This window comes from Candidatus Latescibacter sp. IFSED24, assembly GCF_058273205.1.
The window spans coordinates 1,282,492-1,305,679 of the sequence record NZ_CM177850.1 but is presented as its reverse complement, the minus strand read 5'-3'; the positions used below and the strand labels follow the sequence as shown (position 1 = coordinate 1,305,679).

Annotated in this window: 13 protein-coding genes; 12 read left to right on the top strand and 1 reads right to left on the bottom strand. The window is 70.3% G+C overall.

The genetic code is table 11. From position 1 onward, the window contains the following. Positions 1-80: 80 nt before the first annotated feature. Positions 81-1,802 (bottom strand): lytic transglycosylase domain-containing protein, encoded by a 1,722-nt coding sequence (locus IFSED24_RS05300; RefSeq protein WP_491334172.1) that lies wholly within the window; start codon positions 1,800-1,802, stop codon positions 81-83. A 174-nt stretch (positions 1,803-1,976) separates the two neighbouring features. On the opposite strand from IFSED24_RS05300, the gene IFSED24_RS05295 reads away from it, so the two are divergent. The 12 genes from IFSED24_RS05295 (at position 1,977) to trmFO (ending at position 23,187) form a co-directional block, all read left to right on the top strand. Then, complete coding sequence (locus IFSED24_RS05295; protein WP_491334171.1) at positions 1,977-3,374, top strand: GGDEF domain-containing protein; 1,398 nt, start codon at positions 1,977-1,979, stop codon at positions 3,372-3,374. Positions 3,375-3,406: 32 nt separating this feature from the next. Then, on the top strand, positions 3,407-5,734 hold the full coding sequence (locus IFSED24_RS05290; protein ID WP_491334170.1) for a DNA internalization-related competence protein ComEC/Rec2: 2,328 nt from the start codon (positions 3,407-3,409) through the stop codon (positions 5,732-5,734). Positions 5,735-5,807: 73 nt separating this feature from the next. Beyond that, positions 5,808-6,710 carry a phosphoribosylaminoimidazolesuccinocarboxamide synthase gene (locus tag IFSED24_RS05285; protein ID WP_491334169.1) on the top strand — a complete coding sequence of 301 codons (903 nt, stop codon included), beginning with the start codon at positions 5,808-5,810 and terminating at the stop codon, positions 6,708-6,710. Further along, a complete protein-coding gene (purH, locus tag IFSED24_RS05280) occupies positions 6,692-8,245 on the top strand; it encodes a bifunctional phosphoribosylaminoimidazolecarboxamide formyltransferase/IMP cyclohydrolase (RefSeq protein ID WP_491334168.1) in 1,554 nt (517 codons plus the stop codon). The genes IFSED24_RS05285 and purH overlap by 19 nt, the downstream gene beginning before the upstream one ends. A gap of 12 nt (positions 8,246-8,257) precedes the next feature. Next, positions 8,258-9,811: a glutamine-hydrolyzing GMP synthase gene (gene guaA, locus IFSED24_RS05275; RefSeq protein WP_491334167.1), complete on the top strand. Its 1,554-nt coding sequence runs from the start codon at positions 8,258-8,260 to the stop codon at positions 9,809-9,811. Further along, entirely contained in the window at positions 9,759-12,539 is a 2,781-nt protein-coding gene (locus IFSED24_RS05270; RefSeq protein ID WP_491334166.1) for an immune inhibitor A domain-containing protein, read from the top strand. Before guaA ends, IFSED24_RS05270 begins: the two co-directional genes overlap by 53 nt. After that, positions 12,527-14,785: a transglycosylase SLT domain-containing protein gene (locus tag IFSED24_RS05265; protein WP_491334165.1), complete on the top strand. Its 2,259-nt coding sequence runs from the start codon at positions 12,527-12,529 to the stop codon at positions 14,783-14,785. The genes IFSED24_RS05270 and IFSED24_RS05265 overlap by 13 nt, the downstream gene beginning before the upstream one ends. After that, positions 14,782-15,348: a hypothetical protein gene (locus IFSED24_RS05260; protein ID WP_491334164.1), complete on the top strand. Its 567-nt coding sequence runs from the start codon at positions 14,782-14,784 to the stop codon at positions 15,346-15,348. The genes IFSED24_RS05265 and IFSED24_RS05260 overlap by 4 nt, the downstream gene beginning before the upstream one ends. Positions 15,349-15,458: 110 nt before the next feature. Further along, positions 15,459-18,491 (top strand): preprotein translocase subunit SecA, encoded by a 3,033-nt coding sequence (secA, locus tag IFSED24_RS05255; protein ID WP_491334163.1) that lies wholly within the window; start codon positions 15,459-15,461, stop codon positions 18,489-18,491. A gap of 93 nt (positions 18,492-18,584) precedes the next feature. Next, positions 18,585-19,070: a DUF494 family protein gene (locus IFSED24_RS05250; RefSeq protein WP_491334162.1), complete on the top strand. Its 486-nt coding sequence runs from the start codon at positions 18,585-18,587 to the stop codon at positions 19,068-19,070. Positions 19,071-19,108: 38 nt separating this feature from the next. Further along, positions 19,109-21,817, top strand: a complete 2,709-nt coding sequence (gene topA / locus IFSED24_RS05245; RefSeq protein ID WP_491334161.1) for a type I DNA topoisomerase — start codon at positions 19,109-19,111, stop codon at positions 21,815-21,817. Further along, entirely contained in the window at positions 21,817-23,187 is a 1,371-nt protein-coding gene (gene trmFO, locus IFSED24_RS05240; RefSeq protein WP_491334160.1) for a methylenetetrahydrofolate--tRNA-(uracil(54)-C(5))-methyltransferase (FADH(2)-oxidizing) TrmFO, read from the top strand. The genes topA and trmFO overlap by 1 nt, the downstream gene beginning before the upstream one ends. Position 23,188: the final 1 nt, after the last annotated feature.

The window sequence follows — 23,188 nt, the reverse complement described above, 5'->3', positions numbered from 1 at the left end:
GTTTCCATGGGCTGACAACGATGAGAGCGGCCGTTCCTCGACGGGAACGGCCGCTCTGTGCCTGGCAGATCCGCTGCGGGCTACGCCGGCGGGCGATAGGCGGCGATGGTCTTGCCCGCTCTCAGCTTCCGCGGATCCTTGATCCCATTGACCTTCTTCAGGTGGGCCACCGAGACGCCGAGCCGGCGCGCGATGGTGCCCAGGGTGTCCCCGGGCCGCACCTGGTAGGTGACCCGCTCGTATCCGGCGGGCGGCACGTAGCGGCCGGCCAGTTCGGCGCGGCGCCGCGCCTGGTCGGAGAGATCCTGTGGCATGGGGATCAGGAGCTGATCGCCGGGGTGCAGCAGCGTGGTCCGACCCATGGCGTTGGCCTCCTGGATCGACCGCACCGAGGTCCCCCAGCGCGCCGCGATATGGCTTAGGGTCTCGCCGCGCTGCACCTCGTGCTTGCGCCAGGTCAGGCGCTTGGCCGCCGGGATCTTGCGCAGCGAGGCGCTGGCCTGGTCGGCGGTGCCCACGGGCACCCGCACCGGAAAGCGCTTGACCCCGGGCGGCGTGGCGCGGCGCAGGAGCGCCGGATTCAGCGCGAGGACCTCGGCTTCGGGCGCACCGGCGCACTCGGCCACCAGGCCCAGGTCGGTGGCATCGTCCACCGAGAGCCATTCCCAGTTCAGGTCGGCGGGCTCGGCCACCGTGAAGCCATAGGCGCCTGGGTCGCTGCCGATCCGGGCGGCCGCGATGTACTTGGGCACGTATTCCACCGTCTGCCGCGGCAGACGGTAGTCCCAGTAATTGTCGTGGCCGTTGGTGCGCAGCTGGCGCCGGACACGTCCCTCGCCCGAGTTGTAAGCCGCCAGCACCAGGGCCCAATCCCCGAATTCCGAGTAGAGATCGCCGAGGTAGCGGGCCGCGGCGCGGGTGGACTTCTCGAGATCGCGCCGCTCATCGATCCACCAGTCGATCTTCAGACCGTAGGCCTTGGCGGTCCCGGGCATGAACTGCCACGGACCAACCGCGCCCACGCTGCTGCGCGCCCGTGTGCTCAGGCCGCTCTCGATCATGGCCAGGTAGATCATCTCCGCGGGCAGCCCCTCCTCGGCGAGGATGGGCGTGATCACCGAGGCCAGACTCGCGCGCCGATCGAGCCAGACCTGGAAGTGCTGGCGGCCGCGCCCGGTGAAGTAATCGACCCAGCGGTCGACCTTGCCGTGCTGGACCTTGAGCAGGTCGGCCTGCAGCGGGGGCAGCACGGTGCCGGTGGCGGGCACCAGGGAGTCGGGGAAGCCGGCGCCGCGCAACCCGAGGTACTCGGCGGTCAGGACCGAATCGGCGCTGGCGGCCTGTCCATGGTAGGCGGTCTGTTCGGCCAGCAATCCGCCCAGCAGTGTGATTCGCCGCTGGATGCTGCGTCGATGCTGGAGATACAGGCTGTCGGCCTCGGCGGGCTCGGGCCCGGTGGTGAGTTCCTGCAGGGTGAAGAGGAGGTCACGGGCCTCGGTGGCCGAGCCCGTGGCCGCCGTGGCCAGTGCCTCGGCGTAGAGCGCTTCCCAGGTTTCGGGAGTGCTCTCGCCGGCCGGAGCCTCCGGCCAGTCCGGAGGCAGGTCCGGCACGGTATCGACCGGGGCCGCGACGAGAACCTGGACCGTTTCCGGTTCCGCAGACGCCATCTGCGCGTCCGTATCGGGAGCAGGGGCCTGGCTGCAGGCCGCCAGGACGAGCATCGACAGCGCGAAAAGCAACAGAGACAGGAGCTTGGGCCAGCCCTGGGCTGGCGTCCGGCGTCGGATTCTGGGGGCGGGCAAGCGAGTCCTCCTTGACACACGTAGATTCTTTAGCCGAGTTTGGTGGCGGCATCCTAGCATGTGCAAACGGTGGACCGCAATTGCCAGCACCGAAGAATCGCTTGAAGTAAGCGAACATAAAGTGTAGCATTATATTAGTAAACGTCAAACAGGGGCCGGTCAGCCAGGACAGGAATGACCACGAACAACGGTATCCAGGAGCTGGTCCAGCAACTCCCGCTCGAGCGGCTGGATACGGCGACACGGCAGTTGGTGGACCGTAGCCTCGCCGCCAGCGATCCCGTTGCGCTGCGTGCCGCGGTGCGCCAGGCGGCCGGGGAGCTCCTGCAGAAGGGGGCGCTGATCAGGGTGGCCGTCGAGGGCGCCACGGGGCTGCGCGGACCGTTGTTCCTGGTCCGGGGTTCCAGCCAGCTGGTGGATCTCACGGCCCTGACCACGGGTCGTCCTGAGCCCGCCCAGGTTCCCGCGCCGAAGCCAGCGCCGCCCACGCCCACCACAATGCCGACGCCGGTCCGTCCATCCGATCAGCTCGCCGCCCTGCTCGAGGCCATGGAACGGGCCCAGGACCTGGCCGTCGGCGATCCGCGAGCCGACGAACCGGCCGTGATGGTCGACAGGATCCTGACCTTGCTGCGCGGCTATGCCGATGGCGTCGAACTCCACGCCCAGCTCGGCTCGGATCGGATCGACGGCGATGCCACCGACGCCCTGCTGCCGAGTCCGGAGCCCGAGAGCATGCCCTTCTGGCTGCGGCATCGGCGGCCCGGTCAGTCGCTCTGGGTGCCCGACATGGGCGAATTGCCTGCGAGCCTGCGGCTGCGTCTCGACGACCGGCCCGATGGCGATCTGGTGACCGCCGTGGTCCCCTTGATCGAACCTGGCGACGGCCACAGCGAGGCCGGTCTGCTCTATGTCTCGGCGCCGCCGGAATGGAACGCCGAGAACCTGCTCGCGGTGGCCCGGCGGCTCTCGGCTTTCGTCTCCCGCCGTTGGCGTTGCCAGCGAGACGTCAACCGCAAGGTTCTCACCGACAGCCTCACCGGGATCCACAACCGGGCCTTCTTCGATAGCCAGTTCCCGCTCGAACTCGAGCGGGCCCGTCGCGGCAGCTACCCGCTGACGCTGGTCATCGGTGATCTCGACAACTTCAAGGCGATCAACGATACCCATGGCCACCAGTGCGGCGACCTGGTGCTGCGCGCCGTGGCCCGCCAGTTGCAGAGCAAGCTGCGCCGCATCGACCAGGTCTGCCGGATCGGCGGCGAGGAGTTCGCGCTGATCCTGCCCTACACCTCGGTGGAGGAGGCGCGCGACGTGCTCGGCCGTGTGGTCGGTCGGCCCTTCCGGGTCGCACTGCCTCCGGAACTCGGCGTGGGCGTGCTGGCGGTGACCATGTCCTACGGCACGGTGACCTTCCCCGAGGCCGGCACCAGCGCCGGCGAGCTGCACCGCAAGGCCGATAGCATGCTCTACACGGCCAAGGAGCTGGGGCGGAACCGATGCTGCATGTGGATCGCCGAGGGACGCCACCAGCAGCTTTCCCCAGCCATGCTGCCGCCGGCCGACATCTGATCCCCCCGCTTTCGTGGCCCATCCTCTGGGCATTGATCGTCCTGCTGGTGTGCGGTGAGGCCGAGCGCCTCGACTGGCCGGCGACCGGACTGGACGCTGGCGGCTGGTCGCGGGTGGCGGCCGCGCTGCCGCCGCTCCTGGGTCGGGTGGCGAGGCGCTGGCGGCCGCTGATCTGGCTTGGTGTGGCGGTATTGGCGCTGCTGGCCGGACTCGACTTCGCGCAGGATCACCACCGGCGGCGGCCGGCCACCGCGGCGGCTCCGGAGGCTCCCAGCACGTGGTCCGTCGTGCCCGGTCGGGCGCTGGTTCGCGTGCTGGCCCGACCACGCTGTTCGCGAACCGGTCGCTGGTCCGCTCCTGCCGTGCTCCTGCACTGGGATGCGGCGGAGGTCGCCGACGGCACGGGACCGCGTCCTGGAGCGGGGCTGCTGTTGCGGGGAGAGGGGCAGCCGCCAGCCGCCGCGTCGTTGTTCGGCGCGTGGCTCGAGCTGGGACCACCGCGCCAGGCGAGCCAGACCGGCGGCTTCGACGAGTCGCGCTGGCTGCAAGGCCGTGGCATACGCTGGCAGGGGCGCGTGCTCGCTGCCGGCCCGCCGTGTGCGGACCCGCTCGGCCGATTAGGAGCGCTGCGGGACGCGCTGCAGCGACGCTTGCGCGCGCAACTGGCCCTGGGTCTCCCGCCGCGGGAATCATCGCTCGCTGCGGCCGTGCTGCTCGGCGGAGGCACCGAGGCCCGTCTCCGCGACCCGTTCACGCGCCTCGGCCTGGCTCACCTCTTCGCACTCAGCGGCCTGCACGTGGGAATCCTGGCGGGTCTGGCGCTGGGGCTGGTCCGGCCCCTGGTCGGGTCGCCCGCCCGCCGGTTCCTGGTGCTAGGGCCGCTGCTGATGGGGTATGCCGTCCTGGTGGATCTGCCGGGTTCGGTGGTGCGCGCCGCCGGTCTGGTGCTGCTGACCATGCTCGCCAGGTCGGTCGGTCGGCGTCCCGACGCGCTGCGCAACCTGGGACTGCTGTTCTGGCTCAACGTGCTCTGGCGTCCCGAGTGCGTCCTCGATACCGGTGTGCGCTTGAGCTACCTGGCTGCCGGCGGGATCGTGGCCGGCCAGCGTCTGCTGCGACGGGCGGCAGCGGAGCTGGAACCGCGGTCCAGGACCGTGGCCACCGCGTTGGCCGTGACGGTGTCGGCCCAGCTGGCCACCATGCCCGAGGTGGCCCGCTCGTTCGGCCAGCTACCCCTGGCTGGTCCGCTCGCGAATCTCCTGGTGGTGCCGCTCTTCGGCGTGGTGGTGCTGCTGCTCGCCCTGGGTTTGGTGCTGAGCCTGGCCTGGCCCTGGGCCGGTCAGGGTCTGCTGGCCGCCGCCTGGCTTCTCTTGCGCCCGCTGACCGCGGCGACCTGTGGGCTGGCCGGTCTCCTGGATGGCTGGAACCTGGGGTTGTCGGACTGGAGCAGCGGCCGCCTGCTGGGATTCCTGTTTTTGCTCTGGTTGCTGGGCGGCCTGGTGGCGCGCCGCTGGCGCTGGCGCTGGCCGGCGGCGGCATTCTGCTACCTCGCCTGCCTCGCCTTGGCCGTGGCGCCCGTCCCCCCGCGTGGTGCGGTGGTCCAGGCCTGGCAGTTCGCCGTGGGGCAGGGCGACTGCGCGCTGCTGCGCCTGGCCGATGGCTGGACCTGCCTCATCGACACCGGACCCGGCTGGCGCACCGGCTCGGGTCCCCTGCAGCGCGATGTGTTGCCATGCCTGAAGCGACTCGGTGTGCGGCGTCTGGATGCCGTGGTCCTGACCCATGGTCACGACGACCACACCGGCGGGGCGGCGGATCTGGCCGAAGCCCTGCCGGTGGAACGCTGGTTCACCGGCGGTCGGGCCAAGGCGCCCGGCGCTGCCGGGCTGCGGCCGCTGGCGGGGGACACGCTCCACGCCGCCGGGAACTGGTCGCTGGTCTGCCTCTACCCGCCGGTCGACCTGGCGCTGACCGACGAGAACGACCAGTCGGTGGTCCTCGGACTGTGCCGTGGCGATTCGTTGCGGGCGCTCTGGTCCGGCGATCTGGAGGGCCCCGGCGAGGCGGTGCTGCTGCCCGCCTTGCCGCCGGTGCCCGGGCGGGGCTGCGACCTCTGGAAGGCCGGCCACCACGGCAGCGGCACCTCGGGCACCACGGACTTCCTGAATCATCTCCGCCCGGCCGTCGTCATGATCAGCTGCGGGGTTGCGAACCGTCACGAACATCCGAGCCACGGTCCCTTCGTCGCTCGGGATGAACGCCTGGCCACCGTGCGCACCGACCTGCAGGGGACGATCCATGTCCAGTGGGACGCCGCCGGGTGCTGCCGTGTCGAGCCCCTGCGCACCGGGGTGCCTTGACACCCCTGGAACCCGGGCCTAACATGCGCGCTCTACCGCCAAGATGACCACCGCCAACCAGCGAGGACACGTCATGCAAGCCCTGCGCAGTACCGAGGACCTCGGTCTGAAGCCGGACTACGCCGGCAAGGTCCGCGATATCTTCGATCTCGGTGATTCCCTGCTCATCGTCGCCAGTGACCGGATCAGCGCCTTCGACGTCATCATGAACGACGTGGTCCCCGGCCGCGGCACGGTGCTGAACGTCATGACCCTGGCCTGGCTGAAGCACTTCGCCGACGTACCCAACCACCTGCTCACCGCCGACCCGCACGAGTTCCCGGCGCCGTTTCGCGACCACGCCGAGCGGCTGGGCGGTCGCAGCGTCCTGGTCAAGAAGGCTCAACGCTACGACGCCGAATGCGTGGTCCGCGGCTACATCGCCGGCAGCGGCTGGAAGAGCTACCGCCAGGACGGCACCATCTGCGGCCACACGCTGCCCGCCGGCCTGCAACTCGCCGGGCAGCTTCCCGAGCCCCTGTTCACGCCCTCGACCAAGGCCGCCGAAGGGCACGACGAGAACATCGACTTCGCCACCATGTGCGGCATCGTGGGCGAGGAGGCCGGCCAGCGACTGCGCGACCTCTCGCTGCGCCTGTACCGCGAGGGTGCGGCCTACGCCGAGCCGCGCGGGGTCATCCTGGCCGACACCAAGTTCGAGTTCGGGCTCGTCGACGGCGAGGTCACCCTCATCGACGAGGTGCTGACGCCCGACAGCAGCCGGTTCTGGCCTGCGGCCGAGCACCGGCCGGGAGAGGACCCCCCGAGCTTCGACAAGCAGATCCTGCGCAGCTGGCTCGAGACTCTGGACTGGGACCACGCACCGCCGCCGCCGCGGCTGCCTGCCGAGATCATCGAGCGGACCAGCCAGCGCTACCGTGAGGTCCTGGACATCCTCTTCCCCGAGGAGGCCGCCAAGTGGGCGCCGTACCTGTGACCCCGCGCCGGGCGCTGCTGAGCGTCACCGACAAGACCCGCCTCGAGGACGTGGCCACGGTCCTGGTCAGCTACGATTTCCAGCTGCTCGCCTCGGGAGGTACGGCGGGCTACCTGCGCGATCACGGCTTTCCGGTCACCGAGGTCAGCGAGCTGACCGGCTTCCCCGAGATCTTCGGCGGTCGGGTCAAGACGCTGCACCCGCTGATCCACGGCGGCATCCTGGGCCTCGAGATCACCGATTTCGCGGCGCCCGAGATCCGGGAGCTCGGCCTGGCGCCCATCGATGTGGTGGTGGTCAACCTCTACGCCTTCGCCGAATCCCTGGCCCAGGGCCTGAGCGAGCAGGAGCTGGTGGAGAAGATCGACATCGGCGGGCCGGCCATGCTGCGCGCCGCGGCGAAGAACTACCACCGCGTCACCGTGCTCACCTCGCCCGACCAGTACGAGGAGTTCCTCCACGAATGCCGCGCCGGCGGCGGCCAGACCTCGCTGGCGTTCCGTCGCCGCTGCGCCCATGCCGGCTTCGCCAAGGTCGCGGCCTACAACGACGCCATCAGCGGCTGGCTGGGCAGTATGACCGGCGCGGGAGCTGCGGGCGGTCCGACCAACCGCATCGCGCTGCGCTACGGTGAGAATCCGCACCAGGCCGCCACGCTCGAGGTTCCCGGTCATCCCGACGGCGATCTGGCGGGTGTGGGACTCGCGCAGCATGGCGGCAAGGAACTCAGCTACAACAACATCGTGGACCTGGTGGCCGCGGTGAAGCTGGTTCTGGATTTCGACGGCGCCTGCTGCGGCATCCTCAAGCACACCAATCCGTGCGGCTTCGGACTCGGCGAACCCGCCCGGGCCCTGGAACAGGCGCTGCTCTGCGACCCGGTCTCGGCCTTTGGCGGCATCTTCGCCTTCAACCGCGAGGTGGACCTGGTCTGCGCCGAGGCCCTGGCGGGCCGCTTCCTGGAAGTTGTGGTGGCGCCCGCCTTTACGCCCGATGCCTTGAAGCGACTGCTCAGGAAGAAGAACCTGCGCGTCCTGACCTGGGATCCCGCCGTGTTCCCGGACGCCACACGGGGTCGCCAGCGCGTCTGGGGACAGCTGCGACTGAGCCAGGACGAGGACGAGGGATTCCCCGAACTGGACGACTGGCGGGTGGTGGCCGGCGCCGAGCCCGACGGAGCCGTGCGTCGCGACCTGGAAATGGCCTGGAAGGTCTGCAAGCACGGCAAGAGCAACGCCATCGTACTGGCCCGCGGCGGCGCCACCCTGGGCTGCGGCTTCGGCCAGATGAGCCGGGTCGACTCGGTGAAGCTGGCGGTGCGCAAGGCCGGCGACCAGGATCTCGATCTGCAGGACTGCGTGGCGGCCAGCGACGGGTTCTTCCCCTTCCCCGACGGGGTGGAGGAACTGGCCAGGGCCGGCGTGACCGCCGTCATCGCCCCCGGCGGTTCGATCCGCGACGAGGAGGTGGCCAGGGTCGCCGGCGAGCTCGGTGTGACCCTGATCCTGACCTCCCGGCGACACTTCAACCACTAGCAGGAGCCCGCCATGACCGCGCCAGGCCACGACCATCCCAAGATCGTCGTCCTCGACTTCGGCTCGCAGGTGAGCCAGCTCATCGCCCGCCGCCTACGCGAGGTGAACGTGTACAGCGAGATGCGCCCGTTCACGGCGTGGCGCGAGGCGCTGGACGATCCGCTGGTGGCGGGAATCGTGCTCTCCGGCGGCCCCTCCAGTGTCACCGATCCGGGGGCTCCGGACGTGGACGCGGCGCTCTTCACCGCGGGCAAGCCGCTCCTCGGCATCTGCTACGGCATGCAGCTGATGTGCCACAAGCTCGGCGGCCGGCTCGCGCCCGCGCACAGCCGCGAGTACGGCCACGCCGAGATCGAGATCGTCGAGGAAGGCCTGCTCTTCGCGGGGTTGCCGCGGCGGCAGCCGGTGTGGATGAGCCACGGCGACCATGTCGAGGCGCTGCCGCCGGGCTTCGCGGTCCAGGCGCGCACCGACCAGATCCCCTTCGCGGCGGCGGCCGACCCTTCGCGGAACCTCTATGCCGTGCAGTTCCACCCCGAGGTGGCGCACACCGCGCACGGGCTCGCCATGATCGAGGCCTTCGCGCGGCGGGTCTGCCGGCTCGAGGACCAGTGGACCGCGGCCGCGTTCGTGACCGAGGCCGTGGCCGAGATCCGCGAACAGGTGGGCGAGCAGCGCGTGCTCTGCGCGGTTTCGGGCGGGGTCGACAGCACGGTCATGGCCAGCCTGGTCGACCGCGCCATCGGCGACCGGCTCCACGCGGTGTACGTGGACAACGGCGTGATGCGGCACGACGAGACCCGGCAGGTGGAACGCGACCTGAACGCGTTTTTGCACCAGCCGCTGCAGTGCGTCGATGCGCGCGAGATCTTCCTGAGCCGGCTGGCCGGCGTATCGGAGCCGGAGCGCAAGCGCAAGATCATCGGCAAGACCTTCATCGACGTCTTCGTCGAGGCCACGAAGGATCAGGGCCCGTTCGGCTTCCTCGCCCAGGGCACGCTCTATCCCGACCGGATCGAGAGCGTATCGGTGCACGGCCCCAGCGCCACCATCAAGTCGCACCACAACGTGGGCGGGTTGCCGGCCGAGCTGGGGTTCGAGCTGGTGGAGCCGCTGCGCAACCTCTTCAAGGACGAGGTGCGGCGCGTGGGCCGCGAACTCGGCATCCCCGCGCCGCTCTTGGCGCGGCACCCGTTCCCCGGCCCGGGGCTGGCGGTGCGCATCCTCGGCGAGGTGACCGCGGAAAGGGTCTCGCTCCTGCAGGCCGCCGACCGTATCTTCATCGATGAACTCAAGGCCTCCGGCCAGTACGACGCGATCTGGCAGGCCGGGGCCATCTTCCTGCCCGTCCGCTCGGTGGGCGTCATGGGTGACGAGCGCACCTACGAGAACGCCGTGGCGCTGCGCGCGGTCACCAGCCTCGATGGCATGACCGCTGACTGGGCGCGCATCCCCACCGAGATCCTCGCCCGGATCTCCAACCGGATCATCAACGAGGTGCCGGGGGTCAATCGTGTGGTCTACGACATCAGCAGCAAGCCGCCGAGCACGATCGAGTGGGAGTGAGCGCCACACGCTCCTGCTGATCGCCGGCCTGTTCCTGCTGGCCTCCCTGGCGTCGGCCAACGAGACGCTGCACGACCTGCGCCAGACCCGCCGCGCCGCGGTGCGGTCGGCGGCGCTGGCCAAGGCCGAGGGGGGCGCGCCGTTCGGACTGCTGGTGATTCCCGTGGACTTCGCCGACGCCCGCTTTCCCGCCGGCTACGACCCCGCCGCCGAACTGTCCTCGCAGCTGGCCGCCGAGATCCCGGGCGGCTTGGGCCATTACTTCGCCAGCGCCTCGCAGGGCCGCACCGTGCTCAGCGTACAGCTGGCGCCGCTGGTCTCGCTGAGCGGACCGCGCACCGATTATTCCGACATCGGCTGGCAGGGCAACGAGCGCACCCGCGCCCTGGCGACCGAGGCGCTCACCGGCGCCGCGTCGCGGGGCGTGGATTTCGCCGCCAGCGACCTGGACCAGGATGGCGAGGTCGACGGGGTCCTGGTGCTGCACGCGGCGCCGGGGCTGGAGAACGATCCCGACGGGCTCATCGTGCCGCTGCAGTTCTTCCTCGCCGAACCGGTGCTGCAGCGCGGAATCGTGGGCCGGTTCTACGCGGTGGCGTCGGCGCAGAGCACCGTGGGCATCTGGGCCCACGAGACCGCGCATCTCCTGGGGCTAGAGGATCGTTACGACCACGCCCTCTCCAGCGGTGGCGAGCGCGCGCCCCGCGGGGGGCTGGGTGCGTTCAGCCTGATGTCGGCCGGCTGGCTGGGCAGCGGCGAAGGCACCGACCCGGCGCTGCCCGACGCCTACTCGCGGCTCCAGCTCGGCTGGGTCGATCCGTCGCTGCAGCCCGGCCCGGGCGGCGTGGTCGCGCTGGCGGTGCAGGGGCGCCCGGGGCCGGAATACTTCCTGGCGGAACAGCGTGATCCCGTGGCCTCGCCGCCCTACGATGGCGCCTTGCCGGCGTCGCGCCTGCTGGTCTATCACGTGGACGAGACCCTGGCCGAAGGCGAGGCCTCGTCCAGCAGCTGGCCCGACCGGCACCTCCGGGTGCAGCTGCTCGAGGCCGACGGGGGCGACGAGGTGGCGCGCGGGGAGAGCCAGGGCGACAGGGTCGATCTCTTCCCGAGCGACGGGGTGCATCAGGATCTCGACGACCACACCGTGCCGGACAGCCGTACCTGGGATGGGCTGGCCGGCGGCGTGGCGTTCACGGTGGCGGTGGCGGGGGACACGCTGCAGTTCGTGAACCGCAGCCAGGTGCCTTGGGCGGATCTGCGCCTGATCTTCGGCTCGGTGGGCGGGGAGGTGGTGCCGCGGCTCTCGGCGCGGATCGACGCGCACCCGGACCTGCCGCCGAGCCTGTCGGTCACGCTGACCTGCACCGACACACGGTTCGGACAGTTCGCCCCCGGTGCGAGTCTCGAGACCACGCTGGAGCGTGTCGCGCAAGACGAAGCCTGGGCCAACTACACCGACGATGGGACCGCGCGCTGGCTGCCGGCGGGCGCACCCGGCGCCGGGGAGTTCACCACCTTCCAGTTCGCGGTGGCGGGCGGCGCCCTGGGCTCGGGGCAGCTGGTCTGGGTCTGGGACGAGTCCGCGGCGCCGCTGGATATCGCCGGCGACTGGCCCGGAGCCTGGACCATCCGCGAACCCGAGGGCGCCGGCGCCACTACCTGGCATCGGTGGCTGTCGGGTCCGGCGCGAGACAGGCCCGTCCTGGCCTGCACGGGCGCGACCCATCTCACCGGGGCCGACTGGCCGGAGGTCCAGTACGGCAATGACGATCACGTCCAGCTCTGGTCGCCGCCGCTGGGCGCCGCCGTCGCCTGGGTCGAGCTGACCCACGCCGTGGACCTGGAACTGCTGAGCGCGGGCACCGCGGTTGACGGGGTCGGGCTGGCCTGGGTGCACGAGGGCGGATACGAGACCCTGGCCACCCCGGTGGACGGCTGGCTGGGAGCGGTCGACCCGCGGGCGCAGCACGCCCTGGCCGGAACGCCCACCTTCGCCCTCGACGAGGCGTTGCTGGAACCCGGCGATTACCCGCTCTGGCGCCGGGAATATCTGCCGCTGCCCGATCCGGCGCTGCATGGGCCGGGCCCCTGGCGCTTGCGCCTGAGCCTGGCCAGCAACGCGCTCTGGCGCGCCCGGGGCTGGCTCGTGCGCGATCTGGCGGGCCATCCCGGCGCGGCGCCGGCGAGCGCATTCCCGGTGTCGATCAACGGCGATCGGCTCTGCTGGTCCTGGACCGCACCGGGCGACAGCGTCGCCTTCACCGTGGAACGCAGCAGCGATGGCGGCGCCACCTGGGTCCCCGCCGCCGCCCTGCGGCGGGACTCCACCGAGGGCCCGGATTTCTGCCTCCCACTGGCGGACCTCGGGCTGCCGGCCGGGGGGCGGTCCTGGTTCCGCGTGGGGGTGGGCGAGCGGTCAGAGCGCACGGTCAGCCGGGCCGTGGCGGTGCAGGTGACCGGCCAGCCCGGCCTGCGCTCGATCCAGCCCAACCCCGCCTTTGCACTGGCCCGGATCGTGCTTGATGGTGCGGGCGACCCGCACACCGAACTCGGTCTCTTCGACCTGCGCGGTCGTCTGATTCGTCGCTGGAGCCCCGGTGGCAGTCCGGTCACCATCGAATGGGACGGGACCGCTGCCGATGGACGGCGGGTCGCCGCCGGTGTGTATATCTTCCGGCTACGTGCACGAGATCGAACCGAAACCCGCAAGGTGACATGGCTACCCTGAAGATCCACCCCACAACGATCCTGCTGCTGGTGCTGCTCGTGGCGTTGCCCGCGAGGAGCGCCGTGGTCCATGATCCCTGGTTCGAACAATTCCGGGTGGGGGAGTACCGCGATCCCGAGACCATCGCGCTCGTTGACGGCTGGCCCCGCGGCCTGCTGACGCCGCTCCAGCTCGATCCCGGCTGGCAGGCCGGTGCCGACTCGCTCTTCGCCACCCCGGAGCTCCCGCGGTCGGCCGCGCTGGTCACCTGGCGTGTGGCCTTGCCGCTGCTGGGGTCGGCCGACGCCGCCCAGCTGGCCTACGACCAGGCCCGGCGGCAGTGGCGCGCGCTCGACGGCAGCGAGAGCTCGGCGCCCCGGCCCGGTCCCTGGACCGCCGAGATGCTCATGCTCCAGGCCAGCCGACTCTGGACTGCGGGCCGACATGCCGAGGCGGCCGTCCTCTGCCGCGAGCTGGCCGACGGCGCCCAGGCGCTCGGTCTCACCGATGCCCACGCCTTCACCTGGACGCTGCGGGCCGAGCGCCTGCGGGACCTGGCCGGAGAGCCATCGGCCCACCTGCAGATCTGGCGGCGCCTACTGTCGCTGGGGCTCTACGACACGCGCAGCGGCTGGGCCCTCTGGACGGCCATGGCCCGCGCCGAGGGCCAGACGCCCCTGGCTCGAGTCCCGGTCGACCGCCAGGCAGCCGTCATGATCGCCACCGCGGGTCAACTCCATCTCAGTCCGGAAGAGTTCCGGGCCGCCGGATTCGGCGCCGACGAGGAAGCCGGTCTGGGGGCTCTCCTGTTGCCCCGCGACCTCCTGGCCGACCACTTAGCCCGCTGGCCAGAACCGCCCGGCGATGGCCGCTTCCAGGGTTACTGGCTGCGTGGCCAGCGCCGGCTGAACGGCGATGCCGCCGCGGTGGAACGGCTCGCCGCGCTGCCGGGGCTCAAGGACGGGCATCGGCTGGATCTCTGGCGCCGGGCCAGCGAGAAGCGTGTGCTGCAGGGTGCCTGGCGCGAGGGTCTGCAGGACCTGGAGCAGGCGCTGGCGCTGATGTCGAGCCAGGCGTCGCAAGGGGTGCAGGACCGCCTGCGCGAGTGGGTCGTCCAGGTGCTGGCCCTGGCGCTCGATCAGGAGCGCCGTGGCGATGCGAACCGCATCCTGGCCCTGGCCGAGCAAAACCTCGAGGGGAGACATGCCCGGGCCTGGCAGGAGGACGCCAGCGCGCTCCTGGCCCGACTGGGACGAGACCCCGTGGCAGTCCCGGACGACTACCGCGGGGCCGCCGCCGCGGCGGTCCGCCGTGGCGAGGCGGCCGAGGTCGTCACCAGCAACCCCACCGTGCTGCCCGACGTGACCCGCTGGCGCCACCATCTCTTCGCCTCGTGGGCCCGGTGGGGCCACGCCCTCTTCGCCGACCGGGCTGGCTCCGCCTCGGGCCTGGCCGATTACGTGGCGGGCCTGGATGCGGTGATCGCCGCCGAGCAGCCTTATCAGCGTGAGATCACCGCTTGCGCCGTGGCCGGCGGCGCGCTGCGCGGGCAAGCAGCGGCTGGTGCGCTGGTCACATGGGCCCTCCAGCGTGACGTGGAGACCCTGGCCGGTGGCGACTGCCTGCCGCGTCCCTCGCCGGTGGACGAGCTGCGAGCTCCGGGGCCGTGGCAGGACCTCGCCCAGCAGCTGCGGGGCCATGCCCTGCTCGGTCTGGCGCTGGCCCTGGGCGACGACCACGGCATGATCTCCGTGGCGGTGCGCCTGCCTGCCACAGGGGTCGACGAGGGCATCCGCCGTGATTTCTGGTACCCGGTGCCCACCGATCCCGGGGTCCGGCGTACCCTGGCCGAACTCGACCTGCCTCCCGAGTTGCTGCTGGCCATCGCGCGCAACGAGTCGCTCTTCGAACCGGCGGTCCGCTCGCGCGCCGGCGCTCTGGGCTACATGCAGATCATGCCGTTCCATTACCGCGATCCGGGCGGTCCGCCGGGACCCGACCACTGGAGCCATCCCCGCGCGAGCCTGCGATCGGGTGCGCGGATCCTGGCCGGCGAGGCCCGACGCTACGCTGGCGACCCCTACCGCGCGGTGGCGGCCTATAATGCCGGGCGCGGAGCGGTGGACCGCTGGGATCGGCAGCTCGGTGGCAGCGCCGAGCGCGACCTCTTCCTGGCCTGGATCGGCTATCCCGAGACCCGCGGCTACACCCTGCGCGTGCTGCGCGATCGGGACATCTATCGCCAGATCCTGGAGACCGGCTCGTGAGCCTGCGCGGGCCCGACCTGCGCAACCTCATCCACTTCTCCACCGGCGTGGCGGCCCCCTGGGTCCTGCTCGTGCCCCATTGGTGGGCGACGGCCGGCCTCGCGGCCGTGCTGTCCCTGGCCCTGGGACTGGATCTGGCGCGCTGGCGCCCCGAGCGAGCGCGGCGGATCGAAGCCCGCCTGCCCGGAGTGTACCGGCCCGCCGAGGCGCATAGGATCTCGGGCGCCACTCTGCTGGCGGCCGGCTATCTCGCCGCGGTGGCGCTCCTTCCCGCCCCGGCTGCGGCGGCCGGGATCCTGGCCCTGGCCGTGGGGGATCCCGTGGCGGCCCAGATCGGACGTCGCTACGGTGGGCGTCCGGATCGCCACGGCAAGACCTGGACGGGGTCGCTGGCCTGCTTCGCGATATGTTGGCCGGCGATCTGGCTGGTGCCGGGCTTCGGCCCGCTGCCGGCGCTGGCCGGTGCCGCCATGGCGGCGCTGGTGGAACGCCGGGCCGGCGGCCTGGACAACCTGCTGATGCCGGTGAGCGTGGCCCTGTTGCTGAATCTCTGGGTTCCCTGAGGGGAACCGGCGGCGGGCTCCCCGGTTGACACCCCCGAGCGCCCCCTATAGTTTCCACCGCGGTCGCCGCCACGAGGCGGCCCAGCCCGGTCCTGCAAGGAGTTTGAATCATGGCCAGTGGCCTGCTCGGAATGCTGGAGCGCCTCTTCGGCAAGACCCATCGCGACATCGTCCGCATCCGTCCCACCCTCGAGAAGGTCAAGGCGGTGCGTGGCGATTACGAGAGCCTGAGCGACGAGGAGTTGCGGGCCAAGCGGGACGAATTCAAGGCGCGGCATGCGGACGGGGAGAGCCTCGACGACCTGTTGCCCGAGGCCTACGGCGTGGTCTGGGAGGCCTGCCGCCGCCTCACCGAGCGCCAGGCCAGCTGGCCGGTCTGGGGCCAGGAGCAGGTCTGGGCCATGGTGCCCTACGACGTGCAGATCATCGGCGCCATCGTGCTGCACCAGGGCAAGATCGCCGAGATGGCCACCGGCGAGGGCAAGACCCTGGTGGCGATCATGCCGCTCTACCTCAACAGCATCCCCGGCAAGGGCGCCCACCTGATCACGGTGAACGACTACCTCGCCCGGCGCGACGCCGAGTGGATGGGCGGCGTGCTCACCTTCCTCGGCTGCGACGTCCAGTTCATCCTCAACGACATGACGCCCGACCAGCGCCGCGAGGCCTACGGCGCCGAGATCACCTACGGCACCAACAACGAGTTCGGCTTCGACTACCTGCGCGACAACATGGCCATCACCACCGCGCACCTGGTCCAGCGGGGCTTCCATTACGCCATCGTGGACGAGGTGGACTCGGTGCTCATCGACGAGGCGCGCACGCCGCTGATCATCTCGGGCGCCGTGGCCAAATCCACCCACCGCTTCAACGAGCTCAAGCCGCGGGTCGACCGCCTGGTACGGCTGCAGCTCAAGGTCGTCAACCAGTGGATCGCCGACTGCGAGCGCGCGCTCCGCGGCGCCGAGGAGGGCGAGGTCGAGCTGGACGACGAGCTCAAGCTCAAGCTGCTGCGCATCAGCCGCGGCGCGCCCAAGAACAAACGCTTCCAGAAGCTGAAACTGATCCCCGGCGTGGCCGAGGCGATCCAGCGCACCGAGGAAGCCTACATGCGCGACAAGGCCATGTGGGAAGCCGACGCCGACCTCTACTACGTGGTGGAGGAGAAGAACCACTCGGTGGACCTGTCCGAGCAGGGCCGTGAGACGCTGGCCGAGGACGAGCAGGACTTCTTCGTGCTGCCCGACCTGGCCACGGCCGGGTCGGAGATCGAGGGCGACGACTCGCTGTCGGCCGAGGAGCGCGCCAAGCGGCTGGCCGCCATGGAGCAGGAGTACGCGGTCAAGAACGAGCAGATCTCCAACGTCGACCAGCTGCTGCGGGCGTACGCGCTCTACGAGAAGGACGACGAGTACGTGGTGCAGGACGGCAAGATCATGATCGTCGACGAGTTCACCGGCCGGCTCATGCCTGGTCGGCGCTTCTCCGAGGGACTGCACCAGGCGCTGGAGGCCAAGGAAGGGGTGAAGGTCGAGAAGGAGACCCAGACCCTGGCCACGGTGACCATCCAGAACTTCTTCCGCATGTACGACAAGCTCGCCGGCATGACCGGCACCGCCGAGACCGAGGAGGCCGAGTTCAACTCGATCTACGAACTGGACGTGGTGGTCATTCCCACCAACGTGCCGGTGGCGCGGGTCGAGTACGACGACGTCATCTACCTGACGAAGAAGGAGAAGTACCGGGCCATCGTGGAGGAGGTGAAGCGCGTGCACCGGCTGGGCCTGCCCGTGCTGGTGGGCACCACCACGGTGGAGGTCTCGGAGCTGCTCAGTCGCCTGCTGCGGCGCGAGGGCATCAACCACAGCGTGCTCAACGCCAAGCACCACAAGAACGAGGCCGAGATCGTGGCGGGAGCCGGCCGGGTGGGCGCGGTGACCATCGCCACCAACATGGCCGGCCGCGGCACCGACATCAAGCTGGACCCCGCCCTGGCCGAGCTGCCGGCGCGGTGGGCCGAGGATCCCGGGCTGTCGGACGAGGAGGTGGCGGACGAACCGGTCGGCCTGCACATCGTCGGCACCGAGCGGCACGAGTCACGGCGGATCGACCGCCAGCTGCGCGGTCGCGCGGGGCGCCAGGGCGATCCCGGGTCGGCGGTCTTCTTCCTGTCCATGGAGGACGACCTCATGCGGCTGTTCGGCAGCGATCGCATGAACCGACTCCTGGGCTCGCTGGGCGTGCAGGAGAACGAGGCCATCACCGCCGGCATGGTGACCAAGGCCATCGAGAAGGCGCAGGTCCGCGTCGAGAGTCACAACTTCGACATCCGCAAGCACCTGCTCGAGTACGACGACGTCGTGAACAAGCAGCGCGAGGTGATCTACAACCAGCGCCGCGAGATCCTCGAGGACGACGACGTCCACGCCGTGCTCGACGACTTCCTCGCCGGCGCCGTCGAGAGCCTCGTGGACGAACACTGTGATCCCGAGCAACCGGTCGATTTCTGGCAGATCGACGAGCTGGCGCGTCAGTACCAGGGCATGGTGCTGGCTCCGCTGCCGCTCGCCGAGGACGAGCAGTTCGAGCTGGGCCACGAGGCGTTGCGTCAGCGGCTGCTCGACCACGCCCTGGAGCACAGGCAGCGCAAGGAGGAGCGCCTCGGGGCCGAGGTCTGCCGCCAGCTCGAGCGCTACGTGCTGCTGAACGTCATCGACCAGAAGTGGCGCGATCACCTCAACGAGCTGATCATGCTGCGCAGCGGCATCGGCCTGCGCTCGTTCGGCCAGCGCAATCCGCTGATCGAGTACAAGAAGGAGAGCTTCGAGCTCTTCTCGCAGCTGCTCGACAGCATCCGCAAGGATACGGTCCAGCTCTTCTTCCGCGCCGAACTGGTGCAGGAGCCGCCGCGGCCGCGCCAGCCGGACCCGGCCGAACTGCGCACCCAGCACCAGGAAGTGAAGGCCTACGAACGCGCGCCGCAACCGGTGCCCGGGGGCGAGGGTGCGGTGGCACCCCCACCACCCGAGCCCGATCCAGCCGGCCGGCCGCAGCCGGTCAAGCACGAGCTGCCGAAGGTGGGCCGCAACGAGCCCTGCCCCTGCGGCAGCGGCAAGAAGTACAAGCAATGCTGTGGGCGGTGACCTGGCCGCGGTCGTGACGGCACCGGCTTGCCAGGGCGTCTGGCCCGTGATAGGTTGGGCTGCCGCAAGCTGGATCTCATCCCGAAAGGCGTCATGGAGCATCTGCGTGAACGACTGCGCAACCTGCTGCTGCTCCTTCTCGAGGCGCTAGACACGCGCCAGGAGGGCCACACGGTCGCGCCCGCGGACATGCGCGAGTTGATCGCCGCCGCCGGCTACGACGACGCGGACATGCAGGATCTGCTGGCCTGGTTCTCGGGCCGCTGGCAATCCGAGGCCGACGGCCAGGCCTGGCTCGCCACCCGGCGTCTGAGCCGGCCCAGCGAGGATGCCCTGCGTCAGATGGGCCCGCGCGAGGATGAGCTGCTGACCGTGCCGGCCTTCGGCTACCTGATCGGACTGGTCAACAGCGGTCAGATCACGGCCGAGCAGATGGAGTCGCTGATCCAGTTCGCCCAGCTGGTCCCCGATGGCCCGTTGACCCTGGGGGAACTGGGCCCCCTGCTCGAGAGGGTCGTCTTCACCGGCGGGATCGGGATCGATCCCTACCGGGATGGGCAGCCGCCACGTTCACACTGAATCCGGCCCGGTCCCGGCCGCGATAGGAGTCCGCGTCCTTGAAGCTGATCGTCGTCGAGTCGCCCGCCAAGGCCCGTACCATCGAGAAATTTCTCGGCCGGGACTACAAGGTCGTGGCCAGCTATGGCCACATCCGCGATCTGCCCGAGAAGGCCAGTCAGGTGCCGGCGAGGTTCAAGGACAAGAGCTGGAAACGGCTGGGCGTGGATGTCGACGGCGGCTTCGAGCCCATCTACGTGGTCTCGGCCGACAGCAAGGCGCGGGTCACCGAGCTGAAGAAGCTCGTGAGCAAGGCGGACGAACTGCTGCTCGCCACCGATGAGGACCGCGAGGGGGAGGCCATCAGCTGGCACCTGCTCGAGGTGCTCGAGCCCAAGATCCCGGTGCGCCGCATCACCTTCCACGAGATCACCCAGAGCGCCATCACCCATGCGCTGGAGAATCCCCGCGCCATCGACGATCAGCTGGTGCGCGCACAGGAGAGCCGCCGCATCCTCGATCGCCTCTACGGCTACGAGCTGTCGCCGGTGCTGTGGAAGAAGGTCCGCACCGGTCTGTCGGCCGGCCGCGTGCAGAGCGTGGCCGTGCGCCTGATCGTCGAACGCGAGGAGGAGCGGCTGCGCTTCGTGGTCGCGACCTACTACGACGTGGAGGCGCTGCTCTACGGCCCCGACGGCACCAACTTCACCGCGCGGCTGGTGGAGGTCGACGGCCAGCGGCTGGCCAGCGGCAAGGATTTCGACCCCGACACCGGCCGACTCAAGCAGCCCGGCAAGCGCCTGCTCCTGGACGACGCCAGCGCCGAGAAGATCCAGAACTGCGCGCGGAGCAGCGAGTCGGTGCCCTGGCGCGTGGCCGCGGTCGACCGCAAGGAATCGCGGCAGCGGCCGTCGCCGCCCTTCATCACCTCGACCCTGCAGCAGGCCGCGAGCAATCGCCTGAAGCTGTCGCCCTCGCGGACCATGCAGATCGCCCAGCGACTCTACGAGGGCGTCGAGCTCGGCGATGGCGAACGGGTCGGCCTGATCACTTACATGCGTACCGACTCGGTCACCCTGGCCGCCCAGGCTCGCGACGAGGCCGAGGCGGTGATCCGCGCGAACTTCGGGCCCGAGTACACCGAGGGCCATCGCTTCTACAAGACCAAGAGCAAGGGGGCCCAGGAGGCCCACGAGGCCATCCGACCGACGAGCCTCGCGCGCACGCCCGACAGCCTCGCCGGGCACCTCGACCCGCAGGATCTGGCGGTGTACCGCCTGATCTGGAACCGCACCCTCGCCAGCCAGATGACCGACGCCCGCCTCGACAAGACCGCCATCGACCTGGTCTGCAGCTGCGGCCAGGAGGAGCTGCTGTGGCGGGCCAACGGCTCGATCGTCACCTTCCCCGGCTACCTGCGCGTCTACGGCGATCGCGAGCGCGACAGCTTCCTGCCCGAGCTGCGCGAGGGCCAGCTGCTGCCCGACCCGGACGTTGCCGACGACGAGATCGAGCAGGGCGTGGCCGAGGTCCGGGCGCTCCGGCACGAGACCCAGCCCCCGGCGCGCTACACCGAGGCCTCGCTGGTGCGCAAGCTCGAGGAGGAAGGGATCGGCCGGCCGTCGACCTACGCCTCGATCATCACCACCATCCAGCAGCGCGGCTACGTCCAGAAGAAGAGCAGCGCGCTGCTGCCCACCTACGTCGGCATGGCGGTCACGCGCCTCCTGCGCGACCACTTCCCGCGCTACGTCGACGTCAACTTCACCGCCGGCATGGAGGAGGAGCTCGACGTCATCGCCCGCGGCGAGATCGACTGGCACCAGTTCCTGCGCCGCTTCTACCATGGCAGCGACGAGGACGCCGGCCTGGTGGGCCGCATCGCCGCCGAGATGGATCGCATCGAGTTCCCCGCCATCCCGCTGGGGAACGATCCCGAGTCCGGCGAGCCGCTGGTGGTGAAGATCGGCCGCAAGTCTGTCTACGTGCAGGAAGCGCGCGAGGGCGGCGGCAGCGTCACCCTGCCCGTGGACCTACTCATCGACGAGCTGACCGTGGAGAAGGCCCGCGAACTGCTGGAGGCGAAGCGCAAGAGCCTCGAACCCATCGGCCAGGATCCCGAGACGGGCAAGAACATCTATGCGCTGGTGGGGCCCTACGGCCCGTACATCCAGCTCGGCGAGAACGACGACGAGCCCAAGCCCAAGCGCGTGGGCCTGGGCCGCGGTACCGACCTGGCCAAGGTCGACCTGGACCTCGCGCTACGACTGCTCTCGCTGCCGCGCGAGGTGGGTACCGATCCGGAGACCGGCAAGCCGGTGCGCGCCGGGCTGGGCCGCTTCGGCCCCTACGTGGTGCGCGACAAGACCTTCGCCAGCGTCGACTCGGCCGATCAGCTCTTCACCATCTCGCTCGAGGACGCACTGCAGCGCATCCTGGACAAGGAATCGGGCAAGAAGCCGGCCCTCGCCGAGGTGGGGCCGCATCCCGAGACCGGGGAGATGCTGCAGATCTTCAAGGGCCGGTATGGACCCTACGTCACCGATGGCGTGGGCAACGCCTCGCTGCCCCGCGGGCGCGAACCCGAGTCGGTGCAGGTTGACGAGGCTCTGGAATGGATCGCGGCGGCCGTGGCGCGGAAGAAGGCCAAGAAGAAGGTGGCCAAGAAGACCGCCAAGAAGACGACCAAGAAGAAGGTGGCCAAGAAGAAGGCGACCAAGAAGACCGCCAAGAAGACCGCGGCCAAGAAGACCGCAGGGGAGGACTGATGGCCGCACCCGACATCAGGATCGTGGGCGGCGGCCTCGCGGGATGCGAGGCCGCCCTGCAACTGGCCCGGCGCGGCCACGCCGTCACCCTCTACGAGATGCGCCCGACGGTACCCACCCCGGCGCACCAGACTGGCCGGCTCGCCGAGATCGTCTGTTCCAACAGCTTCAAGAGCAACGACCCGGCCACCGGCAGCGGCATGCTCAAGGAGGAACTGGACCGGCTCCAGTGCGAGCTGCTCGACATCGCCCGGGCGCACCAGGTTCCCGCCGGCGCCGCGCTGGCCATCGATCGGGAACGCTTCGCCGCGGCGGTGGAGGCCCGGCTCGAGGCCGAACCGCTGATCACCATCCGTCGCGAGGAAGTCGGCCGGCTCGAGATCGCCGCCGACCGCTGGTGGCTCGTTGCCACGGGCCCCCTGACCAGCGCCGCGTTGCAGGACCAGCTCGCCGAACTCACCGGCCGCGGCGGCCTGCACTTCTTCGACGCCATCGCCCCCACCGTCACCCTCGAGTCGCTCGACCTCGCGGTGCTCTACCGCGCCAGCCGCTACGACAAGGGCGAGGCCGACTACCTCAACGCGGCCATGGACGAGGCGCAGTACCGGGCCTTTCATGCCGCCCTGGTCGCCGCCGAGCGTCTCGAGGTCAAGGATTTCGACCGCGCCGATCTCTTCGACGGCTGCCAGCCGGTGGAGGAGATCGCCGCCGGCGGGATCCAGTCGCTCTGCTTCGGTCCGCTGCGACCGGTGGGGCTCGCTGATCCGCGCACCGGCCGCCGACCCCACGCCGTGGTCCAGCTCCGGCAGGAGAACGCCGAGGGTACGCTCTACGGTCTGGTCGGCTTCCAGACCCGGCTCAAATGGGGCGAGCAGAAGCGCGTCTTCGGCATGATCCCCGGCCTCGAGAAGGCCGAGTTCGTGCGGCTGGGGCAGATGCACCGGAACTTCTACGTCGACACGCCGCGCGTCGTGCGGCCCGATTTCGCGCTGCGCGCCGAGCCCTCCATCCGCCTCGCGGGCCAGATCACCGGGGTCGAGGGTTACGTCGAGAGCATCGCCGGCGGCCTGGTGACCGCGCTCCATCTGGACGCCGAATTGCGCGGCGACCGCCTGCCGCCCTGGCCCTACACCACGATCCTGGGCGCGCTGCACCACGGCTTCCTCTTCGACGACACCAGCGAGCGGCTGACTCCCATGAACGCCAATTTCGGCATCCTGCCCGACCTCGACCGCAAGGTGAAGGGCAAGCGCGAACGCAAGCTGGCCAAGCGCGAGCGCGGCCTGGAGGATCTGGATCTCTGGTTGCGGATGGTGCAGGACGCCGACGGCGACTATCCTGGGACCGAAGACGAGTCCGAATCCGGCTGAT